Origin of the sequence: Nitratiruptor sp. YY08-10, from assembly GCF_016629565.1 — a bacterium.
Lineage (GTDB): Bacteria > Campylobacterota > Campylobacteria > Campylobacterales > Nitratiruptoraceae > Nitratiruptor.
The window spans coordinates 702622-718035 of the sequence record NZ_AP023057.1; the positions used below are offsets into that span (position 1 = coordinate 702622).

Below are 15414 nucleotides of genomic sequence, written 5' to 3' on the forward strand. Positions count from 1 at the left end.
TTAAATCCTTTCAAGTAAACTAAGTAGATGAATAAAATCGATTCCCGTCAATTTACTCAATGCGATTAAAAGATAATAGACAGGTAAAAAGAAAAATTGACTCAATGGTGTTGCTAAAATCACAATCAAAAGAATCATCCCGTAAGGGAAAAGATATTGATAGAATTTGACAATGGCATCAAGTCTAAGCCATCGTGCCAAATACATCACTGCATTCGCTCCATCCAGTGGCGGAATAGGCCAAAGATTGAAGACACCCAGAACGATATTGATCAAAACACTTTGGGCCAAAAACAGAAAGAAAAACGTCTCAAATAAGCCATCCGGTTTTCCGAGCCATGCAAGGAGTATGGCACTGATGATGGCAAGGATGAAGTTGTATGTTACTCCGGCCAGGCTCACTGCAATGGCACCAAACTCTTTTGCGTTTCTTAAAACAATCTGCATATTTACCGGTACAGGCTTTGCCCATCCGAAGATAAAACCGGCGTTTGCTATGTATAAAAGGGCTGGAACTATTATAGTCCCTACCGGATCGATATGGACGATTGGATTGATACTGAGTCTTCCGGCAAGTTTAGCCGTTGGATCGCCAAATTTATATGCTACAAGCCCATGCATAATCTCGTGTCCTATGACAGAAACCATCAACGCCAAGACCATAGCAATAATATTGAGGATTTTAATGGTTTCCACGCGTTTTTTCCCTCATAGCCTCTTCTATCTGTGAAACCGTTTTACCGATTCTTTCCCATCGTGGGACATAGTTTTCATCCCAGCTCCAGTAAATAAACCATGGTTTGCCTACGATAAGCTTATAAGGAACCGGTCCCCAAAATCGGCTATCATTGGAATGGTCACGATTGTCTCCCATCATAAAAAACTGACCTTTTGGTACTTTAAAGTAAAAGGCATTTACATCAATTTGTGGATCGTATGGTGGAAGACCTTCAACAATAACCGGCTCCATCGCTAAAGATTTGTTCATATAGTATAAAAGCATATTTCTAAAAGTATCTACTTTCGGGTCATAGTGAATACCTGGATGTTTGTCCATATACGGATTGATAACCCAAAGCTTTCCGGAAATCGAGACAATTTTATTTTTTGGATAGTGCTTTTGTATCCAATCATCCCCTTCACGAAAATGGATTAAAAGGCGTTTATTTTGAAAAAGAATCTCATCTCCTCCCAGGGCCACACAGCGTTTCACATAGTGGATTTTTGGATTGACAGGATAACGGAAAATGACGATGTCTCCTCGTTTCGGTTTTGGGCCTTCGATAAGGTGTCCGTCTCCATCTAAATCGGGAAGTACCGGGATTTCAAGCCATGGAATATGGGGAGTAGGGATTCCATAGGCAAATTTTTTTACAAAAAGATGATCACCAATAAGAAGTGTATTTTTCATACTTCCGCTTGGAATCACAAATGCCTGGGCTATAAAGAAGATGACAAGAAGAACGATAACAATCGTTCCGGTCCAGGTATTGGACCAGTGATAGAACTTTTTGAGTTTCTCTTTCAAGTGCGTTTCCTTTGTTTGGCGGCTTTGATTGTATTTTTCAGTAGCATAGCAATAGTCATAGGGCCAACGCCGCCAGGAACGGGAGTGATGTAGGAAGCTTTTTTGCTGACATTTTCGAAATCCACATCTCCGACAATCTTGTCCTCGACTTTATTGATACCAATATCGATGACGATTGCACCCTCTTTGACCATATCTGCTGTAATGAGATTCGGTTTTCCAACACCTACTGCAATGAGATCGGCTTTTTTTGTATGTTCAGCCAACTCTTTGGTATATATATGACAGATATCTACTGTGGCAAAGCGATTGAGAAGAAGTGCAGCCATCGGTTTTCCAACGATATTGCTCGCACCAACCACACAGGCATTCATCCCTTTGACATCGATGCCGTATTCATCCAAAAGCTCCATGACACCAAGTGGTGTACATGGTGCGAATGTATCGAGACCTTGCATAAGTCGACCAAAATTGTATGGATGAAATCCGTCTACATCTTTCGCCGGATCTATAAGTTCCAAAATCTTGGTTGTGTCGATATGTTTTGGTAATGGCAGTTGAACCAATATGCCATCGATGTTTGGATTTTTATTCATCATCAAGATTGTCTCTTCGATTTCTCTTTGGCTGATAGACTCTGGCATTTCATGAACGATGGAGTAGATTCCTACATCTTTGCAGGCTCGTGCTTTCATTTTGACATAGGTGTGGCTGGCTGGGTCATCTCCTACAAGGATCACAGCGAGTCCCGGAATAATATCTTGCTCTTTTTTTAGCTCTTCAACCTCTTTTTTGATTGATTCTTTGATCTTTTGGGAGAGCTTCTTTCCGTCTAGAATCTGCATAAAACGCCTCTTTTTCTGGGTTTGAAAATTTTTGATATGATATCAAAACTATATTGTAAGTTGGTTTAAGGAAAATGGTGAGACTCATTTTTGTTTTTCTTTTCAGTATCTACTCTTATGCATTGGATGACTCTTTTATCACGAAAGATGAATACGCCAAAATGCTTTATAAAAATCCAAGAGGCATTGGATGTGACAAATGCCATGGGAAAAAGGGAGAGGGAAGAGTTATTGGGAGATATCGAGACGGGAATGTGACGAAAATATTGAAAGGCCCTAAAATTACCAATATCGACTATGAAAGTTTTTATAAAGCACTAACGACACAAAAGCACTATTTGATGCCACACTATTTTTTGACGGATAAAGAGATTAAAACTTTATATTACTATCTCCAAAGCAAAAAGAAGAAAAAATGATTTTTGATGCAGCTACTATTGAGAGAATTCAAGCAGCCATTGATGCGAAAGATATCGATTTTTTTCGATCAATGTTACAGCCAGGCAAGAGACCAAAAAGAGCAAAACTGATTCATACGGCACTTATGGTATCGGCTCATAGGGCAAAACATCTCAATAAATTGGATGAAATCAAAGCGGATGCTGTGATACTCAATCTTGAAGATGGAGTTGCTCCAGAATATAAAGAGATTGCAAGATATGCGTTAGCTTACTTTTTGCAACATGTACCTGAGAATGTACCTTTGTTGGTTGTGCGAACAAATCCTTTGCAAGAAGGAGGGGAAGAAGAGATTGAGTTTTTAAATCCCTTTTTTCCTGATGCATTTCGAATTCCCAAAGTGCGTCAATTGAGCGACGTGAAAAATGCATTATGGCTGGCAGATGATGCAATCGATATTCATCTTTCCATTGAAACCAAAGAGGCTTTTTCCCTATTGACGCAGTTACGGGTGGAAGAGAGAGTGCAAGCCTACTATCTTGGAATTTTGGATCTTTTGGCAGATTTGAACATCGAACAAAGCGTTTTGAAACTGAGTAATCCAACCATCGATTATATTCTTGCAAGATTTTTAGTTGAATCAAAAACAGCTGGAGTGCTTCCAGTAAGCTTTGTCTATCAAGAGTATCAAAATTTAGAAGAGTTTGAGGCATGGTGCAAGTATGAAAAAACAATGGGATTTAGCGCGAAAGCCTGCATCTCTCCAAAGCAGGTAGAGATTGCAAATAGAATTTTTGCTTCTTTTGATATTGAGCGAGCCAAATACATTAAGAAGCGGTTTGAGGAGATGGCCAAGCAAGGCATCACCGGTTTTCGTGATGAGAAGTACGGTTTCATCGATGAGCCAATATACAGAGATGCCCTCAATATACTAAAGCGTTTGTAAAAACCCCAGTAGGCCTTTTATTATCTCATCTGGGGCAGGAGGACATCCCGGAATATGGTATGCAACAGGCAGATGTTTGTTTACCGGACCTTTGATGGCAAAGCTATCTTTAAAAACAGTACCTTGTGTACAATCTCCTAAGGTTATAACCCATTTTGGTGATGGGAGTTGCTCATAGGCATCAAGAAGATGTGGCAGCATATTGAAGGTGACAACGCCACTTACAAGTAAAATATCTGCATGTCTTGGGCTCGCAACAAAACGGATACCGAGACGTTCTAAATCATAATAGGGATTGGATAGAGCGTTGCATTCCGCTTCACATGCGTTGCAGCTGCCACTATCTACCATTCGAATGGCTAAGGAACCGGAGAATTTTTTGCCGATTTCACTTTTGAGTCTCTTTTTTATTTTTGCGAGCTCTTCATCAGCCCAACTGTTTTGTGTCTGTATCCCTTTTTGAAATCGTTGCAACCAAAAATCTATCATAAATCGCTCCCTGCGTAACTTAAATCACAGCTTTTGTTAGTAAGTGGAAAATCGGCGATTATATTTCCAGGCATCATCAGATGGAGGGCCTGCCAGTTGATGAAACTTGGATCTCTAGCAAAGAAGCGGTCTATTTTTTGATCTTTGATTTTGAGATAGAGCATCACTTCTCCCAGTGAACTTTCTATGAATGAAAAATATTCACCATCCTCAAATGCGTTGAGTGAAATTGAATCCTCTTGAAAATCGAGTAGATTTCGTATGATTTGGATACTATTTTTTACTTCCTGGAGTCTCACCTTGAAACGTGCTGCAACATCGCCGCTCTGTTGCGTTTGGATAGAAAATCCGTGCTTTTTATAAAAACTGTTTTCACGTCTATCTATTCGCACTCCACTTGCTCTGGCTACAACACCAACGGTAGAGTATTTGAGAGCTTTTTTTGGTGAGAGTTTTCCAGTAGTATCGAGTCTATCCCATAAAGATGGAATTTCGATGATCCAGTTTTCAAAAAAATCTATTTTACTCTCCAAATCATTTAAGAAACTTTCTAATATATTTTGATCAATCTTTTTTGCTTTTCCTCGAATCGCTCCAAAACCGAATCGATGATTTGTCAAAGTTTTGAGCGCTCTTCTCGTATCTTCAGCCAACATTGAAGAGTAGGCTAGAGCTGCACCGAAGCCCGCATCGTTTGGAATAAACCCGAGATCAACCAAATGGTGTGCAATTCGTTCCAGTTCTAAAAGAATCGCACCATATTTTTGTATATTTTCATTATGTTTTTGATTGGAAGCTTGTATCAAAAGCTCAAGATAGGCTAACTGATAAGCAATGCTTTCATTTCCGCTGATTCGTTCTATTATATTCCAAACCTCATTCGGATGTTTTTTTTCTACTATTTTTTCAATCCCTCGATATTTATAAAAATGGCGAACTTCAAGATGCAGAATCGCTTCTCCCTCTTGAGAAAAATGAAAATGGCCCGGTTCTATGATCCCAGCATGGACGGGCCCTACGCCTACTTGAAAGATACCATCGCCTTCTATAACTTCGTAATGGTAAGGATGAAAAGGAACTTGCTCAATGCTTTTTTGAGTGAAATCTTTTCGCATAGGATGAATGTTGGGAAATCTTTCATGATGAATGAGAGGTCTGTTGTCAAAGGTGTGAAGGATTTTTATACCAAAATCATCATGTATCTTTCGTTCGAACCACACAGCAGCAGGATAGATATGAGCAACAGTTTCGATTTCAGGATTGTCTTTATCGATTGGAGTTTTTTCAATTTTTGTATCAAAAACATCAATGATTTCGAAATGATCCGGAAGTTCTTGGGCAAATCTGGCAATAAAACGCATCCTATCCCTTTACACAATTGTTTGTAGTGTTTTGAAATTGGCTAAAAGAATCATTACAGCAACAGCGAAAATGATCAGAGCTGCTATATCTGATGAATAGACATTTTTTTCCTCTTCACTCCCACTGTATTTCATCTGTTGATAGATATCGACAAATTTATAAAAGATAATTGCAAGTAAAAAGAGCATAAAAGTGATTGCAGTGAACATCAAAAGAAGATGATGGCTCTTTTTCGCCATCTCCACCATTGCGGAAAATCCAAAGATTTCACTAAAAAATATAGGACTTGGAGGGAGTGCGATAATTGCCAATATGAAAAGAGCGACCAATAAAGCGAAAAGTTTTCCTTTGTATCCTTGAAATCCTCGTAAAGCACCAGCTATATGGTATTTTCCTTTTGATTCCAAAATTCCGGTAGAAATGAAGAGAGCAGGTTTCAAGAGTGCGTGTGCTCCAAAATGAAGAAGTGCGGCAAAATATCCGCCACTAACCCAAAAAATTGCAATTAAAACCATATGTTCAATTCCACTGAGACTAAAAAGTCTCATAAAATCTTTCACTCTATAGATCAAAAATGCAACGATGAAAAGTGTAAACAGTGCATAAATATATGTAAAGCCAATCAAATGCGATTCATTTATTGATTTTGCCAGCAAACTAAATCGAAAAAAACCTGTCATGATAGCACTTTCCAAAATTCCGCTGAACAAAGCTGCAACAGGATAGTGTGAGGCTCGTTCAATATTGGCAAGCCAAAGATTCATAGGAAAAAAACCCATTTTGATAAAACTTCCCACTGCTACAAAAGCAAAACCTATCTCAAAGAGGTAGGGTGCATTCATAGTGTGTATAGCACTTTGCAGTTGCGTAAAAAGCATAGCCTCCTCACCAAGTACGGGTTTTGCTGCTGCGTAAATGAGTATGATGCCAAAGAGGATCAATGAGATTGCGATAGTGCCGACAATCATATAGTTCCAAGCCTCTTTTGAAGCAAATTGAGTATGGTTGGTTTTGATCATATAAACTGTACTGAGTGTGGCAAGTTCTAAACCGACCCAAAAGAGCCCCATACTGTTTGCCGTGATACTGAGAATCATACCGATCCAAAAAGTGGCGAAAAATCTATAGAAACGTTTATATTCTTGTATACTGATAGAGACATGCTTTTGAAGACTTTCCAGTGCCAGTGTAACACCAATTCCTACAATATAGCTCAAAAGCAGAATATATTTTGCAAGAGAATCGATATGGATATATTGGTGCCAGTAAAATTTTTCTTGCTGAAAAAGAAGCATCAATGCGGGAATGAGTATGAGTGCACTGATAAATGGAAGAATTTTTTTCGTTTTTTGTGTATTGAAAAAACTAAAAACTAAGATGAATAATGGTGGTATGAAAAGTAATTCAAACATGGCGAACCTCTTTGGTGAGTAGAAGGTTGATAATGATAATAGCCATCAAAAGATCAAAAAATATTCCAAGTTCAATCAGCATCGGCATCCCCTGAGTGGCACTCATGGCTAAAAGAAACAGTGCATTTTCGATGATTAAAAAACCGATTATCTTTGGAAAAATAGCTTTATGTTCTATCATGAGTACAAGTGCTAAAAAAAGCGAAGCGATGGAAAGAGAGATATAATTTTTGTTGTATGCATGAAAAATGGGATCGACTAGATAGAACGTAAATACCAAAATAGCTGGTATAAGCAAAATGGAGTATTGAATCTTAATCGAAGGTTGGATATTTCGCTCGGTATCAAATTTTTTAGAAAAATATTTCAAAACATAAGGGATAAAAAATCCTTTGAGAATAATCGCAATACTACCGGATACTATCATAGCGGTGTCTGCAATGTTTGAACCGATAATGATCGCAGCAGTACCTAAAAAAATCGAATTGAGTCCATACCATACAAAAAGTCGATACAGCCTTGTGGTCAATATCGCAGTAATGAGTGTCGAAAGAAAGAGTCCTATGAAAAAATTACCCATTCTATGCTCCTAATGTGTAATAACTGATGAGAGACAAAAAAGCAAAAATAATTGCGATACCCAACAAGTTTGGTACTTTAAAAAGTCGCAGTTTAGCTGTATTGACTTCAATAAGTGCTACGGTAATACTAACAAATGCTATTTTTAGCAAAAAGAGCCCAAGTGCCAGTACAAAAGGAAGGTGCATGCCAAAGGGAAGAAAGAAACTTACAAACAGTGTTGCAAATATCATAAATTTTATGCTTGATGCACTTTCGATGAGTGCCAGATAGAATCCCGAAATATCCAGGATCATCGCTTCATGGACCATGGTCAGTTCCAGATGGGTTTCAGGGTTGTCCACAGGAATGCGGCCATTTTCTGCCAATAAAAGGATAAAAAATGCAATAGCTGCAAATGTAAAACTTGCTAAATGTTGTACAGGAAAATTGTTACTGAGATTGAGAGCCGCTTTTGCCACGCCTAGATCTTTCGCCATCAAAGAGAGGCTGAATATTACCAAAATCATAGCCGGTTCAACTAAAGCGGAAATAAAGGCTTCTCTACTGCTGCCAATTCCTCCAAAACTGCTAGCACTATCCAAACCCAAAAGCATGAGAAAAAATGTAGATAGCGCTATGAGCCCAGTGATAGTAAAAGCATCTACGAAACCGACATAATATGAGTTTTCAGACGGAACGGGAAGAAAAAAAAGAACGATGAGAAGCGGAGCCAATACCATATAGGGTGCAATAGATGTTATGGAACTTGCCTCTTTGCTGATAATCACCTCTTTTGAAATAAGTTTAGAAAAGTCTTTGTAGCCTTGAAATAGAGATACCGGTTTTTTATATAAAAGCCACATTTTAACGGCTTTGATCAAACTCATAAAAAACGGGGCTGTTGCAATAAGTGTTGCTATAAATATGAGGTATTGGATCACTTCTTGTCTCCTATAACCAATATTTTGATACTGACAAGTAAAATGAAAAACTCTACAAGAAATGTTGACCAGTTAAACTGATGGGCCACTATTCGATATCCAAAAAGAACGGAAAGTACAAGATTGAAAATAATGGCTCCATACCGAACCTGTTCAAAATGTGCCAATCGATAAAGATAGTAGCTGATGATGTTAAGCACTCTTTTTGTTCCATCATACAGCGTAGTTTCAAAGAGAGGCTTAATATGTACGTCATATAGTGCAGTTTTGAATTTTGTTGTATGACCAGCGATAGTAGTTTTGTGAAAGTGAATTTGAGGTTTATAGAGCCATACAAAGAAACGACGAATAGGACCTGCAAATCCTGTAGCAGAGTATTGGGTTTTTGCTGTGGTATTGTATCCACATGCCCATGTGTGAGAGATTCTTTTTTGAATTCCTAATTTTTTTGCACTTATAACCAAAAGGGCTGTTATTATTAAAAGCGATACAAGTAAAATGAGAGGCGATACGACTCCTCCATTATTGGCAATTGAGTGTATATTCCAAAAGTTAGGGACTATTTTTTGTGTGATGTCACTCCATCCAAAAGGAGTAAGAGAAGTATTGAACAGATGGATATAAAAGGGTGCAAAGAGCATCAAAGAAAGTGTAACGATGCCCATCAGGATCATTCCTAAACGCATAAGAGCGTTGACTTCTTCGGCATATTTTGCATTTGTACTTCTATGAAGTCCTAAAAATGTAATTCCAAAGGCTTTGACAAAACATGCGATGGCAAGTCCGCCTGTAAGGGCTAATGCAAAAATTGTAAAAGGTATCGATATTTTGAGTGAGATATCAGAAATGTTGCTCGATCCAAGAAGCGATTGAAAGATCATCCATTCACTCAAAAATCCATTTGTTGGAGGAAGTGCAGATATAGAGATGGCCGCAAGTAAGAAACTAAATGCAGTAATTGGCATCTTTTTGATAAGACCGCCATACTTTTCAATATTTTTTGTACCCGTTTCATGTAAAACGGATCCGGCAGACATAAAAAGAAGCGATTTAAAACTCATATGATTGAAAATGTGATAAATGGCTGCAATAAAAGCGAATGTGGAAAGAAGTTTGAGATGTAACGTATCAAAAATCATACCCATGCCGATGCCGATGAGGATGATTCCAATATTCTCTATGGAGTGGTTTGCAAGAAGAGCTTTGATATCGTGTTCAGCCAGTGCGTAGAGTACCCCAATTACACTAGAGAGGGCGCCTAATATAAGGATAGTGACTCCCCATTCCAAACTCCAAGGATAGAGAATTTCCAGAATCATGCGTAAAAATCCGTATAAAGCGATTTTGAGCATGACACCACTCATCATCGCACTCACAGCACTTGGGGCTGCTGGATGGGCATAAGGAAGCCATACATGCAAAGGAATAACACCGGCTTTACTCAAAAATCCAAAAATAAGCATAAAAAATAGAAGCGTCGGATAGGCAAACTGTTTGGCAATAGGGTGCAACTGATCAAAAGGCAAAGAGACGTTTCCATTACTGACGATGAGAAAGAAAAGAAGAATGAAAACAAATCCAAAATGGGTCATAAAAAAGTAAAATCTAGCCGCAGTCGTTGTCTTCTCATCCTTTGCATCCGTTAAGATCAATTGCCAGCTTGTAAGACTCATCAACTCCCAAAAAAGAAGGAATAATAATGGCGTATTGGCAATAATCACACCGGTCATGGAAAGAATAAATGCAAAATAGTGTACAAGATAGTGTTTTTTTCGTTTAATGTGACTAAGATATCCAAAAGAGTAGAAAATATTTGGAATGATTCCCAGAATAAGGAATAATAAAAATAAAAGGGAAAGTGTATCGAAACTAAACATCTGTTTGCTCCAAAAAAGATATATTATTTCGAAAAGTTATTAAAAATGCGAGGAAAATATAAAAAATAAGTAAAATTTATTGACAGCGAATTATATATAAATTAAGCTTATTAAAAAATAAAAAAAGATGACCGTTGTATATCTTTAATATATGATGGAATATTTAACGTATATTCGTATGAGAGTAGTCTCTTTAGGAAGAGGATAGTCTTTATATGCTGTTTTTATTGTCTCAAGCGTATTCTTATCTAATGCCTCATATCCACTGGATTTGAGTATTTTTAGATCTGTGATATCTCCGTTAGGATGGAGATAAAACTCTACTAAATTGGTTCCTTCTTGTCTTGTTTTGATGGCAATATAAGGGTATCCTCGCAAGTAAAGATACTTTTGTGTAATCATACCGATTTTACCGAGATTATCTTTGATGAATTTTTTTTGATTTTTTGTAAAAGTAGAAAAGTCATCTTTATAGAGTTTTTTTATTTGGTGTGGAAGATTTGTAAATTGTGGCTTTGGCTTGTTTTTTTTGGCAAAAAATTGCATCAAAGAGGGAATTTTTGTTTGATTTGTTTCTTTTGTTCGTTTATGTGCAATTTTGGTATGATGTATTTTTTTGATTTTTTTTGATTTTATCCTTTTTTTTATAGCCTTGTTTTTAAGAACTTTTTTTATCTTTTTTTGCTTTTTGATAGGGTTTTTAGGAGTATTGAGTTTTTTCAGTTTTTCTTGGAGTTTTTTGATTTGTGGTCTTTTTGTGATTGGTTGTATAGGAGGGTGTTTGATGCTTTTTTGCTGCATCTTATGGACTCTTTTTTGAGGTTTTATAAAACGAATATCAGAGATATTGAACCGGCTCACTTTTTTGGGAAGTGTATGCAATTTGGGCCGCAAGTCGATTTGAAAAATAAGAAAGAGTGCAATGTAAAGTAAGAGCGTAATAAAAAAGGATAATAGAACTCTATTCATGTGCTTTTTTCTTTTATTTTATAAACTTTAGTGTAAAATCGTATCAAAAAAAGGATAACGATGTTATCAAAAAGTGAAGCTGCATACAAAGAGGCTCTTCGTTACATTCCTGGTGGTGTAGATTCACCTGTTCGGGCTTTTAAAAGTGTTGGTGGGGTTCCGCCTTTTATCGAAAGAGGCGAAGGCGCTTTTTTATATGATATCGATGGAAACAGATATATCGATTATGTACAAAGCTGGGGACCGCTCATTTTTGGTCATGCAGACAAAGAAACCCTTGAAGCGGTATGCGAACAGGCACAAAAAGGGCTCAGTTTTGGTGCGCCAACACTCATCGAAACAGAGCTAGCAAAAGAGATTGTTGAACTTTTTGACAATATCGACAAGATTCGATTTGTCAGCAGTGGTACTGAAGCGGTCATGAGTGCCATTCGACTTGCAAGAGGATTTACGGGAAAAGATGATATTGTCAAATTTGAAGGATGCTATCACGGTCATAGTGATTCACTCTTAGTCAGTGCCGGTAGTGGTGCAGCTACTTTTGGAAATCCAAGCAGTCCAGGGGTACCAGAAGACTTTACCAAGCATACGCTTCTCGCACGCTACAACGATATCGAGAGCGTTAAACGATGTTTTGAAGCAAGTGACAATATCGCTTGCGTGATTATTGAACCGATTGCAGGAAATATGGGCTTGGTTCCAGCTGAGGAAGAATTTTTGCAAGATTTGCGCAGACTTTGTGACGAGCATGGCGCACTTTTGATATTTGATGAGGTAATGAGCGGATTTCGAGCAAGTCTCAAAGGGGCGCAGGGATTTACTTCTGTTGTTCCAGATATGGTAACCTTTGGAAAAGTGATTGGTGGGGGAATGCCGGTTGGTGCTTTTGGAGCGCGTGCTGAAATCATGGCACACTTAAGCCCTGAGGGTCCTGTGTATCAAGCAGGAACTTTAAGCGGCAACCCTGTAGCTATGGCAGCGGGTCTCAGTGTTATACGAAGACTAAAAAATGATCCATCCATCTATGAAGTATTAGAGGCAAGAGCAAAAGGGCTTGTAGGTGGATTTAAAAAGATTGCCGATAGCTTTGGCGTGCCATTACAAGTGGATGTACGAGGCAGTATGTTTGGATTTTTCTTCAATGAAAAACCGGTGAAAAACTTTGATGATGCCAAGCAAAGCGATCTTGAATTTTTTGCCAAGTTTCATCAAGAGATGATCAAACGGGGTATCTACTTTGCATGCAGCCAGTTTGAAGCTGGATTTATCTGTACGCCACTGGATGAAAAACTGATCGATGAGACACTCGAAAAGATTGAAGAAGGGCTTAAAAAGATCGTATGAAACAGCCAAAATATAGAAAAATCATAGAGGGTGCTGAAGCCCTCAGTCTTGGTGTATCGATTGTGGTTGCAATATTGATAGGGGTTGGGATCGGGTATTGGCTTAAAAAGACGTTTGGTTATACCTGGCTTTTTTGGCTAGGAGTCTTTTGGGGCGTGGCTGCTGCAATTTTAAATATCTACAAAGCCTACCAAAAGCAGAAAAAAGAGTTAGATGAACTTGCCAAGGACCCACGATACAAAAACTATTACGACAAAAGCGACGATGAGGATCTTAAAGAGTTTGAACAGTGAAACAGTTTTTTCGTATCGCATTTATAGTTGATCTAATAGTAATCGCAGCATCCTTTTTTATCGGTAACCGATACTTTTTGCTCAATTCCCAGCTTGCTTTCATCTCTTCTTTACTTATAGTGCTCGGATCCTTTTATGGATATAAAAAGATGATTAAAAAAAGGATCGGTACGGTTACGAAGGATATTATCGATGATATTGAAGACAGGTTTGATCTGTATGATGAAGAGCAAGAACCAATTGAGGATGCCAAAGCTTTGTTTGAAGAGGAAAAAGCCAAGATAAAAGGAGCGAAAAAGGGGTTTACGAATTTTTTGAAAACAGCAAACGGCTTTTTTTCTCCCTATAGACTTTTTGGATACCTTTTTATGGTGATCGCTATCTTAGTGCTGATAAAACATTCGATGTTCGATGCATGGAGCTTTTTACTGGGACTTGGAGTGGTTCCTGTTAGCGCTTTGATTATGGCTTTAGTACCGGCAAAGAGCCGGTAGATTACTCTTCGATGTAATTTTTGATTTTTCTACCCACTTTTGGGTGTTTGAGTTTTTTTATCGCACTGCTTTCGATTTGACGTACACGCTCTCTTGTTACATTAAGCTCTTTTCCTATCTCTTCAAGCGTTCGGTCACTCTCATCTGGCATGAGTCCAAATCGCATACGCACCACCGCTTTTTCACGCTCATTGAGATTTTCTAGAATTTCTTCGATTTTACTTTTCATATCCTCTTTCATGATTACTTCCAAAGGATTTGGTGCATTTTTATCTTCGATGAAGTCACCAAATTTCCCATCCTCTTCATTCCCGATAGGAGCTTCTAGGCTGACAGGTTCTTTGGTGATTTTGATCACATTTTTAACTTTCTCAACAGGCATACCCACTTCTTCGGCAATTGTTTCTACATCTGGCTCTTTTCCCGTTTCTTGCAGATGCTTTCGAACAATTTTGTTGATCCTGTTGATGGTTTCTATCATATGAATAGGTATACGAATCGTTCGTGCTTGATCTGCTATAGCTCGGCTAATTGCTTGTCTAATCCACCAGGTAGCATATGTGGAGAATTTATATCCTTTTTTATATTCAAATTTATCAACTGCTTTCATAAGGCCGATATTGCCTTCTTGGATAAGATCAAGAAAAGGGAGCCCTCTGTTGGTGTATCGTTTGGCGATAGAGACAACAAGTCTGAGGTTACTCTTGGCCATTCGTGTTTTGGCTTCTTCACTGATTTTTTTACCTCGTTTGATCTGCTCTAAAATCTCTGCTAGCTGTTCTGGATCAAGGTTAAATCCCTTTTTACTCGCCTCTTTGGCCTGAAAAAGTTTTTTAATATCCATATAAGTACTGACCATGGTCGCTTCTGGAACACGTGCAGCAATCTCCTCTTTGGAAAGGTGAGTGATTTCACTCAAGAGTTTTCTATGGTTTTCTCGAAGCTGTTCATTAAAGAGTGGAAGCTTGTATTCCAGTTTTTTAAGCTCTTTTTCAAAGCCTTCGTCGCTTTTGAGAGCAGTTTCCATGGACTTGACCAGCTCATTGATCAGTTTACTTGTAGGACCAAGTTCAAGGAGTCTTTCTTTCATCTGTTTTTTCTTGAAAGCCACTACGAGTTCATGATGAAATTTTTGCTCGGGTGTCGCATCTTCAGGAAGCTCTTTGTCTCTTGCTTTAAGCCACTCTTTTTTCGCTTTTTCTAAAGCTTTGAACAGTTCGATAATCTTTTTTTCACGTTTGGAATATTTTGCTTTCTTTTTCGCTTCTTTATCGAGGTTTTCATCCTCTTCTACATCTTCTTCATCTTCAAAACTCTTGAAAAGCTCTTTTACTCTTCTTTCTCTGTTGATAAGCGGTTCTTTATAATCAAGAATGAAATCGATCAAGTAAGGAACAGAACAGATCGCATCGAGAATGATATTTTCACCAAGTTCAATCTTTTTGGAAAGTTCTATCTCCTCTTCTTTTGTAAGTAGTGGAATTTGACCCATCTCTCGAAGGTACATCCGTACTGGACTGTCACTTCTGCTCCATTCCAAAAGCTCTTTATCTTTCGTTAGGTCGAATTCTTCGGCAAGTTCCTCTTCGGAAAGTTTCTTGCGTTCTTCCTCTTTTTTCTCTTTCTCTTCGATATTGAGTCTCTTAGCAGCTTCACCACTGGTGATGATGTCTACGTTATATTTTTTTTGAAGTGCCAAGATTTTTTTGGCTTGGGCAAGCGTAGGTTGTCGATCAAAAAAATCAACAAGCTGTTCGTATGTTACATAGCCTTTTTCATGCTCTTTGAAAAACTCTTCAAGTTTTTTGGTTAAATCTTTTGCAGCCATTCAGTGCAGCTCCTTGATTGAAGTTTTTGGGAGGTGTTATGTAATGAGTTTGCGCCGATTATATCATAAAGTTGCGATTTGTCAAGTCCTTGGTTGGGAGATGAATGGGTCGAAGAAATTGGTTGC

At 38.1% G+C, this 15414-nt stretch carries 16 protein-coding genes; 5 read left to right on the plus strand and 11 right to left on the minus strand.

From position 1 onward, the window contains the following. Genes JG735_RS03855 through folD form a run of 3 tightly spaced genes read right to left on the minus strand, consistent with a single transcriptional unit; the run spans window position 1 to window position 2373 of the window. Window positions 1-696: a site-2 protease family protein gene (locus JG735_RS03855; RefSeq protein WP_201335512.1), complete on the minus strand. Its 696-nt coding sequence runs from the start codon at window positions 694-696 to the stop codon at window positions 1-3. Next, window positions 683-1528, minus strand: coding sequence for a signal peptidase I (lepB, locus tag JG735_RS03860; protein ID WP_201335513.1), 846 nt, complete (start codon window positions 1526-1528; stop codon window positions 683-685). The genes JG735_RS03855 and lepB overlap by 14 nt, the downstream gene beginning before the upstream one ends. Further along, on the minus strand, window positions 1525-2373 hold the full coding sequence (gene folD, locus JG735_RS03865) for a bifunctional methylenetetrahydrofolate dehydrogenase/methenyltetrahydrofolate cyclohydrolase FolD (RefSeq protein ID WP_201335514.1): 849 nt from the start codon (window positions 2371-2373) through the stop codon (window positions 1525-1527). Before folD ends, lepB begins: the two co-directional genes overlap by 4 nt. A gap of 77 nt (window positions 2374-2450) precedes the next feature. On the opposite strand from folD, the gene JG735_RS03870 reads away from it, so the two are divergent. Together JG735_RS03870 and JG735_RS03875 are read left to right on the plus strand one after the other, a co-directional pair. Further along, the gene (locus JG735_RS03870; RefSeq protein ID WP_201335515.1) at window positions 2451-2792 is read left to right on the plus strand and encodes a cytochrome c; all 342 of its coding nucleotides are present in this window, start codon (window positions 2451-2453) and stop codon (window positions 2790-2792) included. Continuing rightward, complete coding sequence (locus tag JG735_RS03875; RefSeq protein ID WP_201335516.1) at window positions 2789-3718, plus strand: CoA ester lyase; 930 nt, start codon at window positions 2789-2791, stop codon at window positions 3716-3718. The genes JG735_RS03870 and JG735_RS03875 overlap by 4 nt, the downstream gene beginning before the upstream one ends. Here JG735_RS03875 and JG735_RS03880 read toward each other — a convergent pair. The 7 genes from JG735_RS03880 to JG735_RS03910 all read right to left on the minus strand — a co-directional run bounded on the left by JG735_RS03880 (window position 3704) and on the right by JG735_RS03910 (window position 11329). Then, window positions 3704-4207, minus strand: coding sequence for an NADH-quinone oxidoreductase subunit B family protein (locus tag JG735_RS03880; RefSeq protein WP_201335517.1), 504 nt, complete (start codon window positions 4205-4207; stop codon window positions 3704-3706). The two genes, JG735_RS03875 and JG735_RS03880, sit on opposite strands and share 15 nt — an antisense overlap. Beyond that, the gene (locus tag JG735_RS03885) at window positions 4204-5568 is read right to left on the minus strand and encodes an NADH-quinone oxidoreductase subunit C (protein WP_201335518.1); all 1365 of its coding nucleotides are present in this window, start codon (window positions 5566-5568) and stop codon (window positions 4204-4206) included. The genes JG735_RS03880 and JG735_RS03885 overlap by 4 nt, the downstream gene beginning before the upstream one ends. A 9-nt stretch (window positions 5569-5577) precedes the next feature. Then, window positions 5578-6981: a proton-conducting transporter membrane subunit gene (locus JG735_RS03890; protein WP_201335519.1), complete on the minus strand. Its 1404-nt coding sequence runs from the start codon at window positions 6979-6981 to the stop codon at window positions 5578-5580. Continuing rightward, window positions 6974-7561 carry a hydrogenase gene (locus JG735_RS03895; protein WP_201335520.1) on the minus strand — a complete coding sequence of 196 codons (588 nt, stop codon included), beginning with the start codon at window positions 7559-7561 and terminating at the stop codon, window positions 6974-6976. Before JG735_RS03895 ends, JG735_RS03890 begins: the two co-directional genes overlap by 8 nt. Before the next feature lies 1 nt (window position 7562). Then, entirely contained in the window at window positions 7563-8483 is a 921-nt protein-coding gene (locus tag JG735_RS03900; RefSeq protein ID WP_201335521.1) for a respiratory chain complex I subunit 1 family protein, read from the minus strand. Further along, complete coding sequence (locus JG735_RS03905) at window positions 8480-10360, minus strand: proton-conducting transporter membrane subunit (protein ID WP_201335522.1); 1881 nt, start codon at window positions 10358-10360, stop codon at window positions 8480-8482. Before JG735_RS03905 ends, JG735_RS03900 begins: the two co-directional genes overlap by 4 nt. Before the next feature lie 144 nt (window positions 10361-10504). Continuing rightward, window positions 10505-11329 (minus strand): energy transducer TonB, encoded by an 825-nt coding sequence (locus tag JG735_RS03910; RefSeq protein ID WP_201335523.1) that lies wholly within the window; start codon window positions 11327-11329, stop codon window positions 10505-10507. Between the two features lie 60 nt (window positions 11330-11389). Between JG735_RS03910 and hemL the strand changes: the two genes are divergently transcribed. Genes hemL through JG735_RS03925 form a run of 3 tightly spaced genes read left to right on the plus strand, consistent with a single transcriptional unit; the run spans window position 11390 to window position 13460 of the window. Continuing rightward, the gene (hemL, locus tag JG735_RS03915; protein WP_201335524.1) at window positions 11390-12673 is read left to right on the plus strand and encodes a glutamate-1-semialdehyde 2,1-aminomutase; all 1284 of its coding nucleotides are present in this window, start codon (window positions 11390-11392) and stop codon (window positions 12671-12673) included. Then, window positions 12670-12966, plus strand: a complete 297-nt coding sequence (locus JG735_RS03920) for an AtpZ/AtpI family protein (RefSeq protein ID WP_201335525.1) — start codon at window positions 12670-12672, stop codon at window positions 12964-12966. The genes hemL and JG735_RS03920 overlap by 4 nt, the downstream gene beginning before the upstream one ends. After that, window positions 12963-13460, plus strand: coding sequence for a hypothetical protein (locus JG735_RS03925; protein WP_201335526.1), 498 nt, complete (start codon window positions 12963-12965; stop codon window positions 13458-13460). The genes JG735_RS03920 and JG735_RS03925 overlap by 4 nt, the downstream gene beginning before the upstream one ends. 1 nt (window position 13461) lies before the next feature. Here JG735_RS03925 and rpoD read toward each other — a convergent pair whose 3' ends face one another. Then, window positions 13462-15288, minus strand: a complete 1827-nt coding sequence (gene rpoD / locus JG735_RS03930; RefSeq protein WP_201335527.1) for an RNA polymerase sigma factor RpoD — start codon at window positions 15286-15288, stop codon at window positions 13462-13464. Window positions 15289-15414 lie beyond the last annotated feature (126 nt).

Excerpts from the sequence above, each read along its gene's own strand:
- rpoD (WP_201335527.1), bottom strand. The coding sequence starts at position 15,288 with ATGGCTGCAAAAGATTTAACCAAAAAACTTGAAGAGTTTTTCAAAGAG.
- JG735_RS03875 (WP_201335516.1), top strand. The coding sequence starts at position 2,789 with ATGATTTTTGATGCAGCTACTATTGAGAGAATTCAAGCAGCCATTGAT.
- JG735_RS03880 (WP_201335517.1), bottom strand. The coding sequence starts at position 4,207 with ATGATAGATTTTTGGTTGCAACGATTTCAAAAAGGGATACAGACACAA.
- hemL (WP_201335524.1), top strand. The coding sequence starts at position 11,390 with ATGTTATCAAAAAGTGAAGCTGCATACAAAGAGGCTCTTCGTTACATT.
- JG735_RS03890 (WP_201335519.1), bottom strand. The coding sequence starts at position 6,981 with ATGTTTGAATTACTTTTCATACCACCATTATTCATCTTAGTTTTTAGT.
- JG735_RS03885 (WP_201335518.1), bottom strand. The coding sequence starts at position 5,568 with ATGCGTTTTATTGCCAGATTTGCCCAAGAACTTCCGGATCATTTCGAA.
- folD (WP_201335514.1), bottom strand. The coding sequence starts at position 2,373 with ATGCAGATTCTAGACGGAAAGAAGCTCTCCCAAAAGATCAAAGAATCA.
- JG735_RS03920 (WP_201335525.1), top strand. The coding sequence starts at position 12,670 with ATGAAACAGCCAAAATATAGAAAAATCATAGAGGGTGCTGAAGCCCTC.
- JG735_RS03905 (WP_201335522.1), bottom strand. The coding sequence starts at position 10,360 with ATGTTTAGTTTCGATACACTTTCCCTTTTATTTTTATTATTCCTTATT.
- JG735_RS03895 (WP_201335520.1), bottom strand. The coding sequence starts at position 7,561 with ATGGGTAATTTTTTCATAGGACTCTTTCTTTCGACACTCATTACTGCG.
- JG735_RS03910 (WP_201335523.1), bottom strand. The coding sequence starts at position 11,329 with ATGAATAGAGTTCTATTATCCTTTTTTATTACGCTCTTACTTTACATT.